Source organism: Gilliamella sp. ESL0232, assembly GCF_013346885.1.
Taxonomy (GTDB): Bacteria; Pseudomonadota; Gammaproteobacteria; order Enterobacterales; family Orbaceae; genus Gilliamella; species Gilliamella bombi.
On sequence record NZ_JAAEDW010000006.1, the window covers coordinates 1 to 21,322 of the forward strand.

At 34.9% G+C, this 21,322-nt stretch carries 22 protein-coding genes, 4 tRNA genes and 1 rRNA gene; 20 read left to right on the plus strand and 7 right to left on the minus strand.

Features of this window, described 5'->3' with window-relative positions; translation table 11 throughout:
- A 5S ribosomal RNA gene (rrf, locus tag GYW75_RS12770) occupies nucleotides 1–81 on the plus strand; the annotation flags it as partial.
- 118 nt (nucleotides 82–199) lie between these two features.
- On the opposite strand, the gene GYW75_RS07250 is transcribed toward rrf, so the two are convergent.
- Nucleotides 200–493: a hypothetical protein gene (locus GYW75_RS07250; RefSeq protein WP_174798895.1), complete on the minus strand. Its 294-nt coding sequence runs from the start codon at nucleotides 491–493 to the stop codon at nucleotides 200–202.
- Nucleotides 494–925: 432 nt separating this feature from the next.
- A complete protein-coding gene (locus tag GYW75_RS07255; RefSeq protein ID WP_174798896.1) occupies nucleotides 926–2,263 on the minus strand; it encodes a replication-associated recombination protein A in 1,338 nt (445 codons plus the stop codon).
- Between the two features lie 178 nt (nucleotides 2,264–2,441).
- Here GYW75_RS07255 and lolA point away from each other — a divergent pair, with 178 nt between their 5' ends.
- The gene (gene lolA / locus GYW75_RS07260; protein ID WP_065560472.1) at nucleotides 2,442–3,035 is read left to right on the plus strand and encodes an outer membrane lipoprotein chaperone LolA; all 594 of its coding nucleotides are present in this window, start codon (nucleotides 2,442–2,444) and stop codon (nucleotides 3,033–3,035) included.
- Nucleotides 3,036–3,148: 113 nt separating this feature from the next.
- Here lolA and smpB read toward each other — a convergent pair whose 3' ends face one another.
- Nucleotides 3,149–3,631 carry an SsrA-binding protein SmpB gene (gene smpB, locus GYW75_RS07265; protein ID WP_065590504.1) on the minus strand — a complete coding sequence of 161 codons (483 nt, stop codon included), beginning with the start codon at nucleotides 3,629–3,631 and terminating at the stop codon, nucleotides 3,149–3,151.
- A gap of 66 nt (nucleotides 3,632–3,697) precedes the next feature.
- Between smpB and GYW75_RS07270 the strand changes: the two genes are divergently transcribed.
- From GYW75_RS07270 to GYW75_RS07290, 5 genes are read left to right on the plus strand one after another with little or no spacing between them, the layout of a single operon-like run.
- On the plus strand, nucleotides 3,698–4,126 hold the full coding sequence (locus GYW75_RS07270; RefSeq protein ID WP_065590511.1) for a type II toxin-antitoxin system RatA family toxin: 429 nt from the start codon (nucleotides 3,698–3,700) through the stop codon (nucleotides 4,124–4,126).
- 1 nt (nucleotide 4,127) lies between these two features.
- Nucleotides 4,128–4,406, plus strand: coding sequence for an RnfH family protein (locus GYW75_RS07275; protein ID WP_065590505.1), 279 nt, complete (start codon nucleotides 4,128–4,130; stop codon nucleotides 4,404–4,406).
- 16 nt (nucleotides 4,407–4,422) lie between these two features.
- Nucleotides 4,423–4,857, plus strand: coding sequence for a zinc uptake transcriptional repressor Zur (zur, locus tag GYW75_RS07280; protein WP_051634260.1), 435 nt, complete (start codon nucleotides 4,423–4,425; stop codon nucleotides 4,855–4,857).
- Nucleotides 4,845–5,201 (plus strand): EamA family transporter, encoded by a 357-nt coding sequence (locus GYW75_RS12560; RefSeq protein WP_034913647.1) that lies wholly within the window; start codon nucleotides 4,845–4,847, stop codon nucleotides 5,199–5,201. Before zur ends, GYW75_RS12560 begins: the two co-directional genes overlap by 13 nt.
- Entirely contained in the window at nucleotides 5,201–5,584 is a 384-nt protein-coding gene (locus GYW75_RS07290) for a DMT family transporter (RefSeq protein WP_034913644.1), read from the plus strand. Before GYW75_RS12560 ends, GYW75_RS07290 begins: the two co-directional genes overlap by 1 nt.
- A gap of 220 nt (nucleotides 5,585–5,804) precedes the next feature.
- Here GYW75_RS07290 and GYW75_RS07295 read toward each other — a convergent pair whose 3' ends face one another.
- Entirely contained in the window at nucleotides 5,805–6,020 is a 216-nt protein-coding gene (locus tag GYW75_RS07295; RefSeq protein WP_065590507.1) for a DUF4177 domain-containing protein, read from the minus strand.
- A 517-nt stretch (nucleotides 6,021–6,537) separates the two neighbouring features.
- On the opposite strand from GYW75_RS07295, the gene tcdA reads away from it, so the two are divergent.
- The 9 genes from tcdA (at nucleotide 6,538) to nusG (ending at nucleotide 13,320) form a co-directional block, all read left to right on the plus strand.
- Nucleotides 6,538–7,332: a tRNA cyclic N6-threonylcarbamoyladenosine(37) synthase TcdA gene (gene tcdA, locus GYW75_RS07300; RefSeq protein WP_085165909.1), complete on the plus strand. Its 795-nt coding sequence runs from the start codon at nucleotides 6,538–6,540 to the stop codon at nucleotides 7,330–7,332.
- 288 nt (nucleotides 7,333–7,620) lie between these two features.
- Nucleotides 7,621–10,302 (plus strand): bifunctional acetaldehyde-CoA/alcohol dehydrogenase, encoded by a 2,682-nt coding sequence (gene adhE, locus GYW75_RS07305; protein WP_174798897.1) that lies wholly within the window; start codon nucleotides 7,621–7,623, stop codon nucleotides 10,300–10,302.
- Nucleotides 10,303–10,466: 164 nt separating this feature from the next.
- A tRNA-Thr gene (locus tag GYW75_RS07310) sits at nucleotides 10,467–10,542 on the plus strand.
- Between the two features lie 33 nt (nucleotides 10,543–10,575).
- Nucleotides 10,576–10,660, plus strand: a tRNA-Tyr gene (locus tag GYW75_RS07315).
- Nucleotides 10,661–10,715: 55 nt separating this feature from the next.
- A tRNA-Gly gene (locus GYW75_RS07320) sits at nucleotides 10,716–10,790 on the plus strand.
- Between the two features lie 3 nt (nucleotides 10,791–10,793).
- Nucleotides 10,794–10,869 (plus strand) — tRNA-Thr (locus GYW75_RS07325).
- Between the two features lie 183 nt (nucleotides 10,870–11,052).
- Nucleotides 11,053–12,237, plus strand: a complete 1,185-nt coding sequence (tuf, locus tag GYW75_RS07330; protein ID WP_065639651.1) for an elongation factor Tu — start codon at nucleotides 11,053–11,055, stop codon at nucleotides 12,235–12,237.
- A gap of 134 nt (nucleotides 12,238–12,371) precedes the next feature.
- The gene (gene secE / locus GYW75_RS07335; protein ID WP_034913628.1) at nucleotides 12,372–12,773 is read left to right on the plus strand and encodes a preprotein translocase subunit SecE; all 402 of its coding nucleotides are present in this window, start codon (nucleotides 12,372–12,374) and stop codon (nucleotides 12,771–12,773) included.
- Nucleotide 12,774: 1 nt separating this feature from the next.
- Nucleotides 12,775–13,320 (plus strand): transcription termination/antitermination protein NusG, encoded by a 546-nt coding sequence (gene nusG / locus GYW75_RS07340; protein ID WP_034913625.1) that lies wholly within the window; start codon nucleotides 12,775–12,777, stop codon nucleotides 13,318–13,320.
- Nucleotides 13,321–13,532: 212 nt separating this feature from the next.
- Here nusG and GYW75_RS07345 read toward each other — a convergent pair whose 3' ends face one another.
- Entirely contained in the window at nucleotides 13,533–14,084 is a 552-nt protein-coding gene (locus tag GYW75_RS07345; RefSeq protein ID WP_174798898.1) for an HPP family protein, read from the minus strand.
- Between the two features lie 180 nt (nucleotides 14,085–14,264).
- Between GYW75_RS07345 and GYW75_RS07350 the strand changes: the two genes are divergently transcribed.
- The gene (locus tag GYW75_RS07350; protein ID WP_174798899.1) at nucleotides 14,265–14,837 is read left to right on the plus strand and encodes a TetR/AcrR family transcriptional regulator; all 573 of its coding nucleotides are present in this window, start codon (nucleotides 14,265–14,267) and stop codon (nucleotides 14,835–14,837) included.
- Nucleotides 14,838–14,904: 67 nt separating this feature from the next.
- On the opposite strand, the gene GYW75_RS07355 is transcribed toward GYW75_RS07350, so the two are convergent.
- Together GYW75_RS07355 and GYW75_RS07360 are read right to left on the minus strand one after the other, a co-directional pair.
- Entirely contained in the window at nucleotides 14,905–16,827 is a 1,923-nt protein-coding gene (locus tag GYW75_RS07355) for an ABC transporter ATP-binding protein (RefSeq protein WP_174798900.1), read from the minus strand.
- 146 nt (nucleotides 16,828–16,973) lie between these two features.
- Nucleotides 16,974–18,977 carry an OPT family oligopeptide transporter gene (locus GYW75_RS07360; protein ID WP_174798901.1) on the minus strand — a complete coding sequence of 668 codons (2,004 nt, stop codon included), beginning with the start codon at nucleotides 18,975–18,977 and terminating at the stop codon, nucleotides 16,974–16,976.
- A 226-nt stretch (nucleotides 18,978–19,203) separates the two neighbouring features.
- Here GYW75_RS07360 and mazG point away from each other — a divergent pair, with 226 nt between their 5' ends.
- The 3 genes from mazG to GYW75_RS07375 all read left to right on the plus strand — a co-directional run bounded on the left by mazG (nucleotide 19,204) and on the right by GYW75_RS07375 (nucleotide 21,229).
- On the plus strand, nucleotides 19,204–20,007 hold the full coding sequence (gene mazG, locus GYW75_RS07365) for a nucleoside triphosphate pyrophosphohydrolase (RefSeq protein WP_202983947.1): 804 nt from the start codon (nucleotides 19,204–19,206) through the stop codon (nucleotides 20,005–20,007).
- Nucleotides 20,000–20,440 (plus strand): hypothetical protein, encoded by a 441-nt coding sequence (locus tag GYW75_RS07370; protein WP_034913613.1) that lies wholly within the window; start codon nucleotides 20,000–20,002, stop codon nucleotides 20,438–20,440. The genes mazG and GYW75_RS07370 overlap by 8 nt, the downstream gene beginning before the upstream one ends.
- Before the next feature lie 96 nt (nucleotides 20,441–20,536).
- Nucleotides 20,537–21,229, plus strand: coding sequence for a glutathione S-transferase family protein (locus GYW75_RS07375; protein ID WP_034913610.1), 693 nt, complete (start codon nucleotides 20,537–20,539; stop codon nucleotides 21,227–21,229).
- The last annotated feature ends 93 nt before the right edge of the window (nucleotides 21,230–21,322 follow it).

The window sequence follows — 21,322 nt, forward strand, 5'->3', positions numbered from 1 at the left end:
CATGCCGAACTCAGAAGTGAAACGCCGTAGTGCCGATGGTAGTGTGGGTATTACCCATGTGAGAGTAGGGTGCCGCCAGACTTTTAAATATAGAGAGCCCAGCAGTCATGCTGGGCTTTTTGCTTTTATATTATTATTTTATGATATGTAAAAAATCACTTAGTTGCTTTTGCTTTATTTTTAGTAACTTAACTTTAATCTATCTTATATTTTTATCTATAACTGATATGTATTTAGGTTTCTTTCTTAAATTGTTTAGTAAGTTTTTATCATCATCTTTCCACCAATATTCTTTATATATAGCTGGTTTTTTAAATTCATAAATGCTAATTAAACCTAACAAACCTGATGGTGAATCGGCCATAAAATCCCAACCGTTCTTTTCAGCACAGTACATTTTTAACTTTTCGTCATACCAATTTCGGTATTCTTTTTTATCTAATATATTGAGTACAGTGTTTGATATATTTGAATATTCAGATAATGCCGGCATAAAATTAATCCTATTTCATAATTTTAATAGTTTACAACTAGCTGAAGTGTGATTATCTCATTTTTAATACAAAACTAACGTAGAAAATCATGCTAGTTGTTTTTGTGTTTTGTATTCAATAGGCGTTATACTATTTAATGTCTCATGATTTTTTCAGTATTATAAATGGTAAGTCATTTTCGGTCATTCTATTTGCTTGCTCCAGGTTGTTAAAATGATACAAATCTAACCCGACATATTTTTAGATAAAAAGCACTTTAATTATTTAAAATTTTATACTCAAACACATAGTTTCCTGAAAGTTTTTAACATTATTTTAAGATTTAAAGGTAGGTACAAAAATAAGTATGTAGAAATAGTATTCTCCATTTTATAATTATTTTGTTAGATCAAATTCTTTCAGAATATTTTTATAAAAAATAAACACAGCCTCTATTTTTTAGACTTATAACGTTGAATAGAGCTTGAGAGGTTTTGTTCTTCTATCCATGCTAATTTTTCAGTATAATTTTTTTCAGCACCACGAGTTGTTGGGCGATAATATTTTGTATTAGCCATTTCTGGCGGAAAGTAATTTTCACCTGCTGCGAAAGCGTTGGGTTCATCGTGGGCGTAACGATACTCAGCGCCATAACCTAAGTTTTTCATTAAGCTTGTTGGAGCGTTGCGTAAATGCTCAGGAACATCGTAATCATGTTTTGATTCGGCATCAGTCATTGCTTGTTTAAATGCAAGGTAAACTGCATTACTTTTTGGTGCACAAGCAAGATAGATGATTGCTTGTGCAATTGCACGTTCACCTTCAGCAGGACCAACTCTTGTAAAGCAGTCCCATGCGGCAAGCGCGACTTGCATAGCTCTAGGATCGGCATTACCAACATCTTCCGAGGCAATGGCTAATAATCGACGTGCAACATAAAGTGGATCTCCGCCAGCTGATATAATTCTTGCATACCAATAAAGAGCGGCATCAGGTGCGGAACCACGTATTGATTTATGTACCGCGGAAATTAAATCGTAAAAACGATCGCCTTGATTGTCGAATCTCGCATTACGTTCTCCTATAACTTCTTTGAGTAAATCAGGTGTAAGTTCATGCCCATCTGACATGTCAATTAATAGTTCAAGTGTGTTAAGTGCTCGCCTTGCATCACCACCAACGAATTCAGCAATTTGTTTTTTTGTTTCTTCTGGTAGATTGATGTTTTTATTACCATAACCACGCTTAGTATCGTCCATTGCCTGCTGTAAAATTTGCTCAATGTCATGGTTGGTTAATGATTTGAGCAAATAGATTCTTGCACGAGATAATAATGCAGAATTTAATTCAAATGATGGATTTTCAGTTGTTGCTCCAATAAACGTAACAGTGCCGTTTTCGACATAAGGTAAAAACGCATCTTGTTGACTTTTATTAAAACGATGAACTTCGTCAACAAATAATATAGTGCGGATCCCTGCTTGCTGATTAATTTTAGCTCGTTCAATTGCTTCACGAATATCTTTTATGCCAGATGTAACGGCAGAAACTCGTTCAACTTTAGCATTAGCATGATGAGCAATAATTTCAGCTAAAGTTGTTTTGCCCGTGCCTGGCGGCCCCCAAAGGATCATTGAGTGTAAATTTCCAGCTTCAATTGCTTTGGGTAGCGGTTTATCTTTCCCCAATAGATGAGATTGACCTATATATTCAGCTAGATTACGTGGGCGCATTCTAGCTGCTAATGGTTTAAATTCATCAGTAGTAAATTCAAAAGACATACTCGGCATGGCAGGTATTTATCCGCATTTGTAAAATAAAACCTATTATATACTCGTTATTTATTAAGTGAAAAAAGAAAAGAAAATATCTTTCCCCAGTGGAATAAAAACGGTAATATTTCGATCATATATAGTAATCAAAATATATTTAACATATTTTTATAGAATAAATACATAAGGATTGATTATGAAAAAGTTTTTACTTTTAATTGGAGCATTAGTTAGTTTATCTGCATGGGCTGGCGATAAAGAAGTATTACAACAACGTTTAGATAAAATTGACGGGTTTTATGCAAGGTTTTCGCAAGATGTGAAAACGGCCGATAATCAACAAGTACAAGAAGGTAAAGGCGATTTATGGGTTAGTAGACCTTACTATTTTAATTGGACGATGAATGAACCTGATGAAACATCGATTATTTCTGATGGAAAGAATATGTGGGTATACACACCAGCAGTTCAACAAGTTAGTGTAATGGACTTGAAAAAAGCGATCGATAACCGATTAATGTTACTAATTACTGACAGTCATAACCCAATTTGGAATGTTTATAATGTCACTCGTAAACAAGATTCGTTCACTTTAAAACCAACCGATGGGTCTAATCAAGACTTTATTATTTCGGTATTACCTACAGGTATGATTTCTAACTTTACTATTATAGAAGAAGATGGCCAACGTAGTTTTTATGACTTGTCTCGACAAACACTAGGTAAAGTCGCATTAGACAAATTCAAATTTACTCCGCCAGCAGGCGTAACTGTTGATGATCAACGTTAGTATATTGTAGATTTATAATGTACTAAAAAAGATAGCGCTAGCAAATCTAATTAAAACAGAAATTGAATCGATATCTACTGCTAGCGTTATATTTTACGAAGTGAATCAAAACATTACCGATTTGCGTTTTTCATAATACGTGCTTTATCAACTTGCCATTGGCGTTCTTTAATATCGGTACGTTTATCGTATTCTTTTTTACCTTTGGCAACACCAATTTTTACTTTTGCCCATGCGTTTTTCCAATATAACGAAAGAGCAACAACCGTATAGCCTTGGCGGTTGATCTGACCAAATAATGAGTTGAGCTCACGCTCATTTAGCAGCAACTTACGATTTCGCATCGGTTCACAAATAACATGCGTTGAGGCAACATTTAACGGCGTAATAGTTGCACCAAATAACCATGCTTCACCATCTTTAAGTAAAACATAGCTATCACTAATATTTGCTTTACCTGCACGGAGAGATTTTACTTCCCAACCTTGCAGGGATAATCCCGCCTCAATTTCCTCTTCAATAAAGTACTCATGGCGTGCACGTTTATTTAATGCAATAGTTGCCGATCCCGGCTTGTGTAATTTTTTCTTAGTCATAATGTGCGTTATTATAGAGTTACGTGATACTATATGCTACTAATTTTAACTTTTTATTTTATTATTATGGCACATGTTTTTCACGAAGTTATTGAGCCCTACTCAATTGAGCAAATGTTTGCTTTAGTTAATGATATAGAAAAATATCCAGAATTCATTCCTGATTGTATCGCAACAGGCATTATTAGAAAACAAGATAATATTATGACTGCCTTTATTAAGGTTGAAAAGTTCGGTTTTAAAAAATCTTTTACCACATTAAATAGAGTTAATGAACCTAACTCAATTGATATAACGCTTTTAGAAGGTCCATTCAAACAATTATCGGGTCGGTGGCAATTTGTTAAAATTACTGAAAACCAAAGTAAAATTAGTCTCAATTTAGATTTTGAGTTCAAAAATAAATTATTAGATATGACTTTTACTCCTATATTTAAAGAAATCATGACTAGTATGGTTAATGCGTTTTCAAAAAGAGCAAGGCAGATTTATTAAAATGATCAATATTCAAGTTGTTTATGCGTTACCGAATAATCCAACAGTAATTAATTGTAATGTTGATGAGCAAACGAATGTCTTGCAAGCAATTACAAAATCCAATATCTTATCGTTATGCCAGATTAAACTAGATGAACATTTAATCGGCATCTATGGAAAACGTTGTGATCTTAATGAATTGGTTAAAAATGGCGATCGTATTGAAATATATCGCCCTTTAATCAATGATCCTAAAGAAATAAGACGAAGAAAAGCTGCACAAAAAAATTATGGCTAAAGGCAAAGGATATTAAATGCATAATCTGTTAATTGAAAAGATTGAAACTTTATGCAAAAAACGTGGTATTAAACTGACAACGCAACGTCGAACAGTTTTAGATATTATGTTAACGGCAAATAAAGCAATGAGTGCCTATGATCTTTTAGATCTACTCAAACTAAGCGAACCTCAAGCTAAACCTCCCACAATTTATCGTGCACTTGAATTTTTACTTGAACAAGGTTTTATCCATAAAGTGGAATCTTCTAATAGCTATATTATTTGTCCACATTTTCAAGATCCTGAACATATTTCAATTTTATTCATTTGCGATAAATGTCAACAAATCATCGAAAAACATTCACAAGATATCGAACATCAATTTAAACAGTTAGCACAACAAAGTGATTTTTTAATCAAACATAGTGTGCTAGAAATACACGGATTTTGCCAGCAGTGTCAACCTTAATTATTGTTCTTTGGTTAATTAATATTGCCTGTGATACTGTTGGGCAAATTGCATTTAAGTATGCCGCAATTACTTCAAAAAATAAGCAGGGTTTACATTATTGGCAAAAATTATTTAGCAATTTTTGGCTTTGGTTGGGATTTGGCACATATTTTATCGGTTTTATTTTTTGGCTAGCATTTTTAAGTAAAGTGCCTTTATCGCAAGGTATTTTACTAGGTTCATTTAATATCATAACTGTTATGTTAGCTGGGCGTATCTTATTTCAAGAGCACCTTACTTTATTCCGTATCATTGGTATATTTTTTATTACTACTGGCGTAGTTTTAGTGGGGCTTACGTAATGAAAAAATTTTATATTATTGGATTTATTTTACTATTATTTTTTGACACATTTGGTCAAACAAGCTTTAAATTAACGGCAATATCAGCTATGCCATTTGAAGTGAGTATTGATTGGTTAATCCGTATTTTTACTTATGGTTGGGCTTATTTAGTAATGCTTGGCTATACAGGGGCATTTGTCACTTGGATGGTATTATTAAAAAAAGCCCCAGTGGGTCCAGCTTTTGCCGCTTCTCATTTACAGGTGGTTACAGTAATGTTGGTATCGGTTATTGTTTTTGATGAGCAAATTACATTGACACGCATGCTTGGTGGGTTATCTATCATTATAGGTATTGTCTTTTTAGCTCTAGCAGAGCAAAAATTACAGCATAAATCCTAAAGTTGCCTATTTTATACTGAAACATAGTGTTTCCTGAAACTTTTTAACAAAGAATTAATACTTCTAATTTACTAATTTAGCAATTAGCCAGTTTGAGTTTATCTTATTTAGTAGAAATAATATGCCCTAATGAGCATATTGATTTCTAACCTTACAACTATTAATTTAAAATATTATTACCTGTAATGGATTATTTTAATAAAAATGCTTTTGGGATTGTTTAAATACGGTCACGCTCAAGGATAACAATGTGAGCTTCTCGATTCCAGAATAAGAACAAGCGACGTATCTCTCTTTCCATCGTTACTACACGCCAGCCTGCTTCAGCATTTTTATTTAGTAACTCGGTAAACCTAGCTGGATTAACATTAGCTGATCCAAAAAGAAACGAAGAAAAAGCGTTTTCTTGATAAATAACTACCTTATATTCTTTCATAAAAAATTAAAACTCCAATAATTTATTTAAATTAAGATTAAAAATTTTTAATATTATATACTGTTAAGACTTTAGTATCTAGCGTATAACATTTTTGTTTGATCTAAAAAATAGATATGTTCAATCTATATTAAAATTGTTAACCATTTTAATATATAGCTCTATTTTGCTCGACGTTAGCCTGACTAAGCACGAGGGTATTACGGCCTGACAGGTTATTAGACCCTTTATCTACTTTGCTCAAGCTAAAGGTACAATTGCTTGGTATGAAATGGCAAATTGTAGGAAAAAATAATAAGTTAAACAAATACACATAATATATTACCAATTATTTATCGTCGATGATGATGTAGCTGACCTTTATAAGAGTTATGAATTTGGTTTTTTATTCGTGAAAGGTATAATATCTCTAATACTTATTGATAAGTTCTTTATATAAAAAATATTACAGTTATAATTTGTAAAAAAGTTTCAGGAGAGTAGTTGTTTTAGTATAAAACACTATTATTAATTATTGATGAATAAAGAATCTTACTTTCAACGTTTTAGCGGTATAGCTAGGCTTTATGGTGAGTCAGCTTTGCAATGTTTTTCACAAGCGCATATTTGTGTAATTGGTATCGGTGGTGTAGGTTCTTGGGTTGCTGAATCGCTAGCGCGTAGTGGTATTGGTCAAATTACCCTAATTGATATGGATGATGTTTGTGTAACAAATACAAATCGCCAAATTCATGCGTTAAAATCCAATATTGGCAAAGCTAAAACCTCGGTTATGGCTGAACGCATTTTACAAATTAACCCTGAATGTATCGTGAATGAAATTGATGATTTTATTAATTCAGATAATGTTGGTGAATATTTAGGAACAAAGCAATCCCCATGTTATCACTATATTATTGAAGCAATTGATAGTGTACATGATAAAGCGGCTGTGCTTGCATATTGTAAGCGACAAAAATTGAAAGTGATTACCATTGGCGGAGCTGGTGGACAAAAAGATCCAACCCAAATTAAAATTGCAGATTTGGCAAAGACAATTCAAGATCCATTAGTAGCAAAGTTACGTGAAAAACTAAAGTATAATTATAAATTAAATAAAGATAGCAAAGGTAAATACGGTATTCCTTGTGTATTTTCGACTGAGCAATTAACGTACCCTTCTAAAAATGGACAAGTATGTTTAACAAAAAGTGAAGCAGATGGACCTAAAAAAATGGACTGTGAGTCAGGGTTCGGCGCAATTACAACAGTTACAGCCACCTTTGGTTTTGTGGCGGTTAGTTATGTGCTAAATAAATTGTGTAACACATAATTTTTTAAAACTAGTCCTTTTTCTTCCATAACAAATTCCATTAATAATAACCATTTTTGAATAAAAATGGTTCCTTTTTTTATATCTATTTCTTTTTTAGTCACTAAATACATAAAAATTAGTTACTTTTCGTAACATGCTTTTTTTTATTCAATATATTATTGTATAAAGTAAAAATCTGATTTACGATAACGTCAATTTCGTTTTGTCATTATGCTTAAGCATTAAATAGTTTCAAGGAAGACGCCAAACGATCCCGATTTATTTTTTAATTTCAAGGAGAAATCTATGGCAGTAACTAACATGAATGAGTTAAATGAGTTAATGGCTCGAGTCAAAAAGGCACAGGAGACTTATTCAACTTATACTCAAGAACAAGTCGACAAAATCTTTGTAGCAGCTGCGACAGCCGCTGCTGCGGCACGTATTCCACTTGCGCAACAAGCTGTTGCAGAGTCAGGAATGGGAATTGTCGAAGATAAGGTCATAAAAAACCTTTTTGCCGCTGAGTATATTTTAAATAAATATCGTCACGATAAGACTTGTGGAGTCGTTGCTGAAAATGAACCATTCGGTACTATTACTATAGCAGAGCCACTTGGTATTATTTGTGGAATTGTTCCAACAACTAACCCAACTTCAACTGCGATTTTTAAATCATTAATTAGCTTAAAAACTCGCAATGCAATTGTCTTCTCTCCACATCCTCGAGCTAAAAAATCAACTATTGAAGCTGCTCGAATTGTATTAGATGCCGCAATTAAAGCTGGCGCACCAAAAGATATTATTGGTTGGATTGACGAGCCATCTATCGAATTATCAAATGCATTAATGCACCACGATGATGTGTCTGCTATTTTAGCAACTGGTGGACCAGGCATGGTAAAAGCCGCTTATAGTTCAGGTAAACCTGCGTTAGGTGTTGGTGCAGGTAATACACCAGTTGTTATAGATGAAACAGCTGATTTGAAACGTGCTGTTGCCTCAGTACTTATGTCTAAGACATTTGATAACGGGATGATCTGTGCATCAGAACAAGCAATTGTTGTTGTTGATTCTGTCTATGATGAAGTACGTCGCTTATTAACTCAATATGGTGCATATGTCTTAAATGCTAAAGAAACTAAAGCAGTACAAGGTATTATTTTAAATGACAAAGGCGCCTTAAATGCCAATATTGTTGGTCAGCCAGCAACTAAAATTGCTGAAATGGCCGGTCTTAAAGTTCCAGCTGGTTCGAAAGTACTTGTTGGCGAAGTAAGTAAAGTTGATTTATCTGAACCGTTTGCCCACGAAAAACTTTCTCCAACACTTGCTATGTTCAAGGCTAAAGATTTCTCTGAAGCTGTTGATAAAGCAGAAAAATTGGTTGAAATGGGTGGAATGGGGCACACTTCAGTCCTTTATACTGATCAAGATAGCAATCGTGAACGTATTGCTTATTTTGGTAGTAAAATGAAAACTTGCCGTATTTTAATAAATCAACCAGCGGCTCATGGTGGTATTGGTGATTTATATAATTTTGATTTAGCGCCATCTTTAACATTAGGATGTGGCTCTTGGGGTGGTAACTCGGTATCTGAAAATGTTGGACCGAAGCACTTAATCAATAAGAAAACAATCGCTAAGAGAGCAGAAAATATGTTATGGCACAAACTACCAAGTTCTATCTATTTTAAACGTGGCTCACTACCAGTAGCTTTAAGTGAAGTGGTTGAGCAAGGTGCAAAACGTGTATTTTTAGTAACAGATAAATTCCTATTTAATAACGGTTACTCAAAACAAATCACTGATCAATTAGAAGCACAAGGTGTTATTTGTGAAACTTTCTTTGATGTTGAAGCAGATCCAACATTAAGTGTCGTGCGTAAGGGTACTGATTCAATGCAAGCATTCCAACCAGATACAATTATTGCGTTAGGTGGTGGTTCACCAATGGATGCTGCAAAAATCATGTGGGTTTTATATGAGCACCCTGAAACTAAATTCGAAGAGCTAGCATTACGTTTTATGGATATTCGTAAACGTGCTTGCCACTTCCCAAATATGGGGCAAAAAGCAAAATTAATTTGTGTAACAACCACATCAGGTACAGGCTCTGAAGTAACTCCATTTGCCGTGGTTACTGATGATGCAACAGGTCAAAAATATCCATTAGCGGATTATGCTATTACGCCTAATATGGCAATAGTTGATGCAAACTTAGTGATGAATATGCCTCGCTCACTTTGTGCTGCTGGAGGCTATGATGCTGTAACGCATGCTTTAGAAGCTTACGTATCAGTTATGGCAAGTGAGTTTTCTGATGGGCAAGCGCTACAAGCGCTAAGCATACTTAAAGCTTATTTACCAGCAAGTTATAGAGAAGGCGCTAAAAATCCTATTGCTCGAGAAAAAGTGCATAGTGCAGCAACGTTAGCAGGTGTTGCTTTTGCTCAAGCATTCCTTGGCGTTTGTCACTCAATAGCTCATAAAATTGGTGCAGCATTCCATATTCCTCATGGTGTTGCTAATGCGATGTTAATTAGTAATGTTGTCCGTTTTAATGCAACCGACAAACCAACTAAACAAGGTACGTTTAGCCAATATGGTTATCCTAAAGCAGTTAGCCGTTATGCCGAAATTGCTGATCATTTAGGTCTAACCGCAGCTACGGATAATGATGAGAAGAAAGTCGAGAAATTAATTGGTTGGTTAGATCAACTTAGAAAAGATCTTGATATTCCATTTTCTATTAAAGAATTTGGTGTGGATGAAAAAACTTTCTTGGCTCAAGTCGATCAGCTTGCAGTTGATGCCTTTGATGACCAATGTACTGGTGCAAATCCACGTTATCCTCTAATTGCTGAGCTAAAACAGATCCTTCTTGATACTTATTATGGTCGTGCATATCAAGACAAAGGCGATATTAGCGAAGATGTAGCGGTACAAACAGCGGCTAAAGGTGTAGGGACAACTAAAAAAATGTAGTTAAAAAGAAATAACATAAGTTTATTTTGAACTAAATAAAACCCGAAATAAGCATAAATTTCGGGTTTTTTTATGTTTTTGATTTATTTTTAAGCAAACAAAATAAAATTTGTTTTTTTTGCTTGCAAGGTTAAATGTTCTAGTTCATAATGCGCAGCACTTAGGCCGGCTTAGCTCAGTAGGTAGAGCAACTGACTTGTAATCAGTAGGTCGCCAGTTCGATTCCGGCAGCCGGCACCATTTTCCTAAGTAGACAAATTTATAAAGATTCGGGGTGGGGTTCCCGAGCGGCCAAAGGGAGCAGACTGTAAATCTGCCGTGTCACACTTCGAAGGTTCGAATCCTTCCCCCACCACCATCATCTAATATTAGCAATAGCTAATTGAAGCATTTAGGTAGCCGAGTTTGAACATGCGGGCATCGTATAATGGCTATTACCTCAGCCTTCCAAGCTGATGATGCGGGTTCGATTCCCGCTGCCCGCTCCAATTGCTGATATAGCTCAGTTGGTAGAGCGCACCCTTGGTAAGGGTGAGGTCGGCAGTTCAAATCTGCCTATCAGCACCATTCTTGTTAATCTCCTAAACTTCTAAAAATATCAAATTTGCCTGCTTTATAGCTTGTCACTCGGTAACTTTATCTGTTATCATTCAGAGCTAATTTTAAGTTAGTATTATGTTGATATTAAATATGATACTTGGTTAATGTGGTGATTCACCACCGATTTGTATTACATTTGAGGGACGATAAATGTCTAAAGAAAAATTTGAACGTACAAAACCCCACGTTAACGTTGGTACAATCGGCCACGTTGACCACGGAAAAACAACTTTAACTGCTGCAATTACTTCTGTACTTGCTAAAAAATACGGCGGTCAAGCTCGTGCATTCGATCAAATCGATAACGCACCAGAAGAAAAAGCACGTGGTATCACCATCAACACTTCACACGTTGAATACGATACACCAACTCGTCACTATGCACACGTAGACTGCCCAGGCCATGCTGACTATGTTAAAAACATGATCACTGGTGCGGCACAAATGGACGGTGCTATCTTAGTAGTAGCAGCAACAGATGGTCCTATGCCACAAACTCGTGAACACATCCTTTTAGGTCGTCAAGTAGGTGTTCCTTACATCATCGTATTCTTAAATAAATGTGATATGGTTGATGACGAAGAATTGTTAGAATTAGTTGAAATGGAAGTACGTGAACTTCTATCTCAATATGATTTCCCAGGTGATGATACTCCAGTAATTCGTGGTTCTGCGCTTAAAGCGTTAGAAGGCGATGCAGCATGGGAAGACAAAATTGTTGAATTAGCAGAAGCATTAGATAGCTATATTCCAGAGCCAGAGCGTGATATCGACAAACCATTCCTATTACCAATTGAAGACGTATTCTCAATTTCAGGACGTGGTACAGTAGTAACTGGTCGTGTTGAACGCGGTGTAATCAAAGTTGGTGAAGAAGTTGAAATTGTTGGTATCAAGCCAACCACTAAAACAACTTGTACTGGTGTTGAAATGTTCCGTAAATTACTTGACGAAGGTCGTGCAGGTGAAAACGTTGGTGTATTACTACGTGGTACAAAACGTGAAGAAATCGAACGAGGTCAAGTACTTGCAAAACCAGGTTCAATCACTCCACATACTGATTTTGAATCAGAAGTGTATATCTTAAGTAAAGATGAAGGTGGTCGTCACACTCCATTCTTCAAAGGTTACCGTCCACAGTTCTACTTCCGTACAACTGACGTAACTGGTACTATCGAATTACCAGAAGGTGTAGAGATGGTAATGCCTGGAGATAACATCAAAATGACAGTATCATTAATTCACCCAATCGCAATGGCAGACGGCTTACGTTTTGCGATTCGTGAAGGTGGTCGTACTGTTGGTGCGGGTGTTGTTGCTAGGGTTATTAAATAATCTAGTATTAGCTACCAATAGAAAGGGTATCAATAGATGCCCTTTCTTATCTAGTCTGTTTAGCAAAATGTTTTTGATAAAAGAGCATTTTGGAAAATAGATATTACTATAAATAACATAATTATGGGTTTTATATGCTAGTAAGTAACGAGAGTCAAGATTCAAATACTATTCTAGACAAATTTAAGTGGTGTTTAGTTTTAGTATTGATTGCATTTGTTGTTTGGGGAAATTTTTATTTTGCTGAACCAAATGATATATATCAACCTAATACAATCGTTCGGATTATTGCAGTTGTTGTAATTTCGTTATTAACGCTGTTAATTGCGATTACAACAAACATGGGTAAGTCATTTTTGTTATTTTTACAAGAATCTAGAAAAGAATTAAGAAAAGTTGTATGGCCAACACGTAAAGAAACAGCACAAACAACTTTACTTGTTGCAGCTATTACACTTTTTGTTGGTTTAGCGCTTTGGGGGATGGATACAGTATTCCGTTTAGTCATCTTTTATTTAACATCAATAGGGCGTTAATATGAGCGAAACACAACAAAAGCGATGGTATGTTATTCAAGCTTATTCTGGGTATGAAGCGAGGGTTGCACAATCATTACGTGAATACATCAAATTACATAATATGGAAGATGCATTTGGTGAAGTTTTAGTACCCACTGAAGAAGTTGTTGAAATGAAAAGTGGTCAACGCCGTAAAAGTGAACGTAAATTCTTTCCTGGTTATGTGCTAGTTGAAATGATGATGAATGATGCAACTTGGCATTTAGTAAAAAGTGTACCAAGAACAATGGGATTCATTGGTGGTACTTCGGATCGACCAGCGCCTATCAGCCAACGTGAAGTTGATGCTATCATGAATCGTTTACAACAAATAGGTGATAAACCACGCCCTAAAACACTATTTGAACCAGGCGAGCTTGTTCGTGTTAACGAAGGTCCATTTGCTGACTTTAATGGTGTAGTAGAAGAAGTTGATTACGAAAAAAGTCGCTTAAAAGTATCGGTTTCTATTTTTGGACGTTCAACGCCTGTAGAGCTAGATTTTAGTCAAGTTGAAAAGAGCTAATCTTTTGATATAGTTTTTCACTGAATTAGCTGTATCTTTTAGAAAACCACAAGAGTCTATCTTGTGGTTTTTGTTTTTATGAAAGAAATATAATGCCTTTCCAGAATTTGAGAATAATAGTTCTGTTTCTAATATATTTAATCAAAGTGAGTTGCCAAGGTAGATAAAACCACTATAGGATCATAATTTATTATTAATATAATACAGGCAATCTATTCTTTTTTAGATTTTTTTATTCTTTTACCCATATCAAAGTGATATCCCAACCAATAGTTAGGCCAACGTGCTTCGATTCCTATATTATTAACTATTAAAGCAACCATGACTAATAAAACTGAACCTATAAGTACTGGTGTTATCAAGAATGAATAGTCAGTAATTCCAGACATCATGATTAAAATAGGGTTTGCACCAGCTGGAGCGTGAACTACACGTAGTAACTGCATCAATGCGATAGATGTCCCAACTGCTAATGCTATCGGTATAATTCCATTACTAAATAAATTAATGAACAACACACCTATAAAAGACGAAATAAAATGCCCTCCTATAACACTTCTTGGTTGTGCTAATGGAGATTTAGGTGCAGCAAATAACAAGACGCATGTTGCACCAAATGGAGCCATAATTGCTAATGTACCTCCCCACTGAGTGCTTACGAGCAAAGTTAAAATCCCTAAAGCACCCCCAATAAATCCTCTCAATATAGCTACTGCGTTAGGTTTAGGTGACATCACCTCTCCTCCTTTTAATTTTTCTAGCATAAATCTCTCCTGTTTGGTTAATGTGGGATTTTAATAAAACTAGTAAGTCTATTAAGTAAACTGCATCGTTTACTTAATGTGTATTTATTAACTATAAAGGTCAAACATTATTTATAATTAACTATATTAGAGTTGTTGTGATAGAATCAAAAATATTCTAGCAATTACAAATAATAAAAAATGAAATTGAAGCCTGAAATTGTTGATATGATACTTGCTGCGGCTGAATCGCTGTTTAATGAATATGGTTATCATCCTGTTAGTTTAGAGCTTATTGCAGAAAATGCAGGTGTATCAAAAAGAACATTATATAAATATTTTGGTGACAAAAATGGGCTTGTAAGTAAAGTGTTACTTAGGCGGAATGATTGTTTTAAAAAATTACTTACAGATGTTATCGCTGTTTTTTCTGAAAAAAAAGACAAAATCAATGCAATTATTTCATGGCATATAAAATGGTTTAAGAATGATAATTACCGTGGTTGTATGTTTGTACGAGCCAAGTCTGAATATAACAATAAAAGCGAAGAAATATGCGCTATTGTTAGTGAACATAAAAAGTGGATTCAAGATAGGATTTTTGAATGTCTAGGAGGCACAAAGTCATGTGAACAAGCATCTTGCCTAATTATGTTAATACTTGAAGGTATGATATCTTGCACATCCGTTTTTGGTATTGAGGGATATGATTTTGAACAGGCAAAAATGTACATCTATGATATTGTCGATAACATTGGTGAGGATAACCTATGAATTTAAATAGCTGGCTTATAGACAATGGATAGCCATTACCTCAAGCCTATTAACCGAAATGATCAATTTAATCTAAGTTAAACGATTCCAATTGTTGTTGTAATTCTAACCATTGTAGTTCTGTTTCTTCTAATTGATTTTTAAGTTGGCTTTGCTCTAGTAACAAAGTTGTAAGTTCGTTTTTTTTGCTCGCATCATAGATTGCAGGATCAGACAGTTGTTCTTCAATTTGCTTTAATTGATGGGTTAATTTATCAAGCATCTGTTCTTCTTTTTGTAACTGTTTTTTTATTGGCTGCATTTGTGCACGTAATTCAGCTTGTTTACGTTTTTGCTCTTTACGATCTTGAGCTGATATATTACTTGTATTTTCTTTTTTTGGTGAATTTATTTCGTCATTTGATTGGTTATCATTTTTTTGTGCTTCGGCTAACCATTTTTGATAATCATCAAGATCACCATCAAAAGGTTCCACTTTATGATCATGGACTAAATAGAATTCATCGGTGGTCGAACGTAGTAAATGGCGATCATGTGACACCACAACTAATGCACCATCAAAATCAATTAGCGCTTCAGTCAATGCTTGTCGCATATCTAAATCTAGGTGGTTAGTTGGTTCGTCTAATAAAAGAAGATTTGGTTTTTGCCAGACAATTAAAGCTAAAACAAGTCGCGCCTTTTCACCACCCGAGAAAGTTTTAACTGGCTCGGTGACTTTGTCGCCTTGAAAATCAAATCCACCTAAATAATTACGTAGTTCTTGCTCTGTATTTTTCGGTTCAGCAAGTTGCGTTAAATGCCAAAGTGGTGACTCATCGGGGCGTAGATATTCTAATTGATGTTGAGCAAAATAGCCTAATTGAACACCTTTAGCGAGATTAATATGGCCTTCTTTAGGTGCAAGTTCACCAGCTAGCAATTTAATCAGTGTTGATTTACCTGCACCATTGCGTCCTAATAAGCCAATGCGTGAACCAGGAACTAAATTAATCTTAATTTTCTCTAGTATAATTTTATCATCATAACCCGCTACGACTTTGTCCATCATTAACAAAGGGCTTGGTAAGAATTCTGATGGTTTAAAATTAAAATGAAATGGATTATCGACATGCGCTGGTGCAATCAGTTCCATTCTTTCTAGCATTTTTATACGGCTTTGTGCCTGTTTAGCTTTTGTTGCTTTGGCTCTAAAGCGATCGATATAATTTTGTAAGTGTGCAACTTTGAGTTGTTGGCTTTCATAAAGAGACTGTTGTTGAGCAAGTTTAGTTGAACGTTGGATCTCAAAGGAGGAATAATTGCCCGTATATTCAAATAAACTTTTTTGTTCAATATGAATAATTTTATTGACTAAAGGATCTAAAAAATCACGATCGTGAGAAATTAAAATTAAAGTCCCTTGATAGTTGCTTAGCCATTTTTCAAGCCAAATGACAGCATCTAAATCAAGGTGATTGGTTGGTTCATCAAGCAATAATAAATCAGAACGACACATTAACGCTTGTGCCAAATTCAATCGCATTCGCCAACCACCGGAATAGGACTTAACCGGTAACATTAATTGCTCATTAGAAAAACCAAGACCATGTAATAATGTTGCAGCTCGTGCACGAATTGTCCATGCATCTATGGTGTCAAGCTTTTCATGAATGACCGCAATTTGTTGACCATTATTTTGCTCATTGGCAATATTTAACTGCTTTTCTAATTGACGATATTCACGATCGCCATCAATCGCATATTCAATCGCAGGAATATCCAAGGCTGGTGTTTCTTGATTGACCCAAGCCAGTTGCCAGTGAGATGGAACACTCAATGTGCCTGCATCAGCTTGGATTTCACCTTTAATTAGCGAAAAAAGGGTGGATTTTCCGCAGCCATTTTTACCCACTAACCCCACTTTTTGTTGAGGATTAATGGTTGCTGATGCATTATCTAATAGCAGGTTAACGCCACGGCGCACTTGGATCGAATCAAAAACTATCATGATATTTATGTCTATTATTCAAAATAAAGTAGGTTAATAAAAATTGTTTTAATCATCTAAAATCAGGAACGTTATAAAACAATCAATTCAAACAAAAAAGCCCTTTGTTGAAACGAAAAGGGCTTAAATTTAATTATTCAATAGGACTATTTCTTAATTGCTGATAAAGCACGACGGATAAAGAACGTACATATACCAACAAAAACAAAAAGCCCTAAAAGTTGCGGTAACATACCTAAATCGAACGGTATTGCGAGTGGAGCATCATTTCCGCCATTGGTGATACTAATCACAATTACAATAGCCAATAACACGCCAACTAAGCTCTCGCCAACAATCAGGCCCGATGCAATTAGCGCCGCTTTACGATCAACTTTTTGGTATTGTTCTTCTGGATCTAAATTTTGCGCTTGGGCTTTTTTGTACGCATTACGTTTAATTATCCATGATAAAAAAGTACCAATAATAATTGGTGTTGTAATGCTTGGCGGTAAATAAATGCCTAACCCAACAGCAAGAGCAGGTATGCGAAAATTAGATTTATTTTGGGCAAGAATTAAATCAACAATAATAATAGCAGCACCTAAAGCAAGTCCTATTAAAATCATCGTCCAGTCAAGTTGATGAGAAAAAATTCCCTTAGCAATTGTTGTCATCAATGTTGCTTGTGGTGCAGCTAAAACTTGGCTTACATCCATATCTTGGCGAGGTAAAGCACCAGTAAAGCCATAAGCGTTATATAAAATCTCTAAAATAGGCGCAATAACAATTGCACCAACAACACAGCCAAGTAATAATGCGACTTGTTGTTTCCAAGGGGTAGCATTAACCAAATGACCTGTTTTTAGGTCTTGTAAATTATCATTTGAAATACAAGCGATCGCCAATACAGCACTGGTTGTAAAGAGCGCAAGTGCGGTTGCAAAATTAGAACCTTCAATAGAAGATAGCATACCATTAGCTTCGCCTAAACCTAATAAGATCAATGAAATGACTACCACAGCAACAATTGCTATTCCTGATATTGGGCTTGCTGATGAGCCAACAAGTCCAGCCATATAACCACAAGCGGCAGCCACTAAAAAACCCATAATAAAAGCAAATAATACAGCGCAAAAAACTAATGTCCAAGCGACGCCTGCTGATAACCCACTATTGCCAATGAAGCTATAAAATGTCACTAACAAAATAGCTAACATACTGCCCATAATGACTAAAATAGTTTTAGGTGATAAATCCCGCTCGGTTGATGCAATATCACTGTCAGACGCATCTGAACGCATACTTTTAAACGAGATTTTTAACCCTTCGGCCATCGGTTTGATTAACGTGAGTAATGTCCAAACGGCTGCAATTGCGATTACCCCTGCACCAATAAAACGAATATCTTTTGCCCAAAACCCCATAGCAACTTCAGATAACGGTTGACTAGTATCATAATCGGTAATTGCACTTAAAATTGGAACGCCAAATACCCAACCAATAATAGTACCAATTAAAATAGCAATTCCAGACATAATTCCGATTAAATAACCAGCACTAAGTAAAGCTAATGAGAACCCCATAGGCAGTTGAAAAATAGACTTACCAGCAGTAAACCAATAAGCAGTGCTTTCTGATAACGCACGAAAACCATTAGTAAAAAGGCTAACAATGGATGCAATCACGCCACCAAATAAAATATCTTTTAGCCCATCATTAGCTTCATTATTATCGGTTTTAGATCCAGCTTTTAAAATTTCAGCGGCAGCCACACCTTCAGGATAAGGTAAATTACTTTTAACGACCATTACATGACGTAAAGGAATTGAAAATAAAACCCCAAGCATTCCGCCTGCGGCACATATTGCAAAGGTTAGCCAAAAAGGAAAGTGTTGCCAATAACCAATCATTAACAACCCTGGTAGCACAAAAATAATTGAAGATAAAGTGCCAGCTGCTGATGCCTGAGTTTGCACCATATTATTCTCTAAAATAGTTGAACCTGAAAACAGTTTCAATACAGCCATTGAAATTACTGCAGCAGGGATTGCTGACGAAAAAGTTAATCCAACTTTTAAGCCAAGATAAACATTCGATGCAGTAAAAATAACAGTAATAAGAGCGCCGAGAATGGTACCTCTTAAAGTAAGCTCGCGTAAATTATTCATATTGTTTAATAACGTTAAATTAATAAGCAGGTATTATATACTTAATTCACATTTATCGGCTAGAAGTTCCGTCTTTAAGGCTATTTTTACAATTTATATTATTATTTTTGGTGAAATAATTATCAATAATAGCAAAATATATAAGCGCCAATGTTTAAAAGAGTAACCGTTTTGCTATGAAACCATTTACAATAGTTCAATCAATGATTGATTTATGAGAGATATTTTGAACGCATTACAACGCTTACAAGCCATAACCAAACAACTTCGTGATCCTGTTAATGGTTGTCAATGGGATCGGCAACAAACTTTTGCATCACTAAAATCGTATACTTTAGAAGAAACCTATGAAGTTTTAGATGCAATTGATAAACAAGACATGGATGAGCTAAAAAAAGAACTTGGTGATCTACTATTTCACATTGTCTTTTATGCTGATTTAGCCCAAGAACAAGGAAGCTTTAATTTTGATGAGATTTGTTTATCGGTTGTAGATAAATTAGTTTATCGTCATCCTCATATTTTTACTGAAAAAAAGACTGAAAAAACTAACTGGGAACAACTTAAACAAAAAGAACGAGACCAAAAAGCGCAATACTCATTGCTTGACGATATACCCCAAGCAATACCAGCGTTAATGCAAGCAGAAAAAATTCAAAAGCGTTGTGCCTCGGTTGGTTTTGATTGGCATGATATAAAACCTGTGCTTGATAAAGTAAAAGAAGAAATTGGTGAAGTCGAGCAAGAATTAGAACGCACTAAACAAGATCCACAAAAAATTGAGGAAGAACTTGGTGATTTATTGTTTGCGACTGTCAATTTAGCTAGACATTTAAAGGTTAAATCAGAACTCTGTTTACAGCAAGCCAATAAAAAATTTACCCGACGATTTCAACAAGTAGAATCGATACTCAAACAAAAAAACTTATCTTTAATTGATGCAACGCTTGAACAAATGGAAGACGCGTGGCAAAGTGTTAAGCAATTAGAACAGATTAAACTCAATAGCGAAGTGAATAAAAATGACTGAACAAAAAAATGAATTATATCAAGAGATCGAAGCATGGGCACAAAATGCGATATTAAATAGTCCAAAATGGAGCATTAATCAGCTCGATTACTCTGAAAAAAGTATTACGGTTGTTGAAATGATCATCAGTGAGCTGGCTGAAAAAAACTTTAGCATTCCAGAAGAACAACTCAACATGATATCGCAAGAATACGGATGTTATTTATTGCTCACCGCCCATAAAATATACGGAGGTGAATTTTATTGGAACGAAGAATTTCAACAACCCATGTTAATTTGCTGTGAACCTGATGCCATGATAGTCCTCATGACATGGAACAAAGTAAAAGGACGATTAGTAGGGGATAAAGCCGATCATATTGCTTATTTCTTAGATGAATTTGGCAAAGCTACTTTTCAACCCGAAAAAGGCACTCATGTGGTTTATTTGTAATAAAAATAATCATTCTTAAAATTCTTTACCAATAAAACTAAGCAAGTAGATAAATATTAACAAACTTTACATTACTGAATTGGATGGAGATTGAAAGTGAATTACAAACTTTATATAGGCAATAAAAACTATTCAACGTGGTCTATGCGCCCTTGGGTTGTAATGAAACACTTTGGTATTCCTTTTGATGAAAAGTTTGTTAGATTTGATAACCTTGACGATAAATCTGCTTTTAAAGCAACAGTATCCTCAATATCAAAATATGGTACAGTACCAATTTTAGTTGATAATGATGTGGTGATATCTGATTCTTTGGCTATTTGTGAATACTTGGCCGAAAAACATCCCAACTTAGCTTTATGGCCGATAGATACTAAAAAAAGGGCTAATGCTCGCAGTTTAGTGGCTAAAATGCATTCAGGATTTTCTGCTATTAGAAAACATTTACCAATGAATATTGAAGCTGAGTTTTTCGAAATTGGGCAAATTATTTTACGTGATCATGCTGATGTCAAAAATGAAATTTCTCTTGTTGATGAATTATTATCTTCTTTCTTAAATTTTAATTTACCTCAATCTAACTACTTATTTGGTGAATTTACTATTGCTGATGCTTTCTATGCACCAATGTGTTTAAGGCTAAAAAATTTCGGTATCAAAACATCGGCAACGTTAACCAACTACATTAACACTATTTGTCAAACTCATAGTGTTAAAGAATGGATAAGTGAGGCAATGCAAGAAAAAGATTTTATTGTGGTGGATGAACCTTATCGTCTACACCGTTAATTAACAAATTCTAAGATATTTTTAAATTACTTGTGTGATAGCCTCGAATCTTTGAGGCTAAACAGATACTTTGTACACTAAAAGCAACGTTAT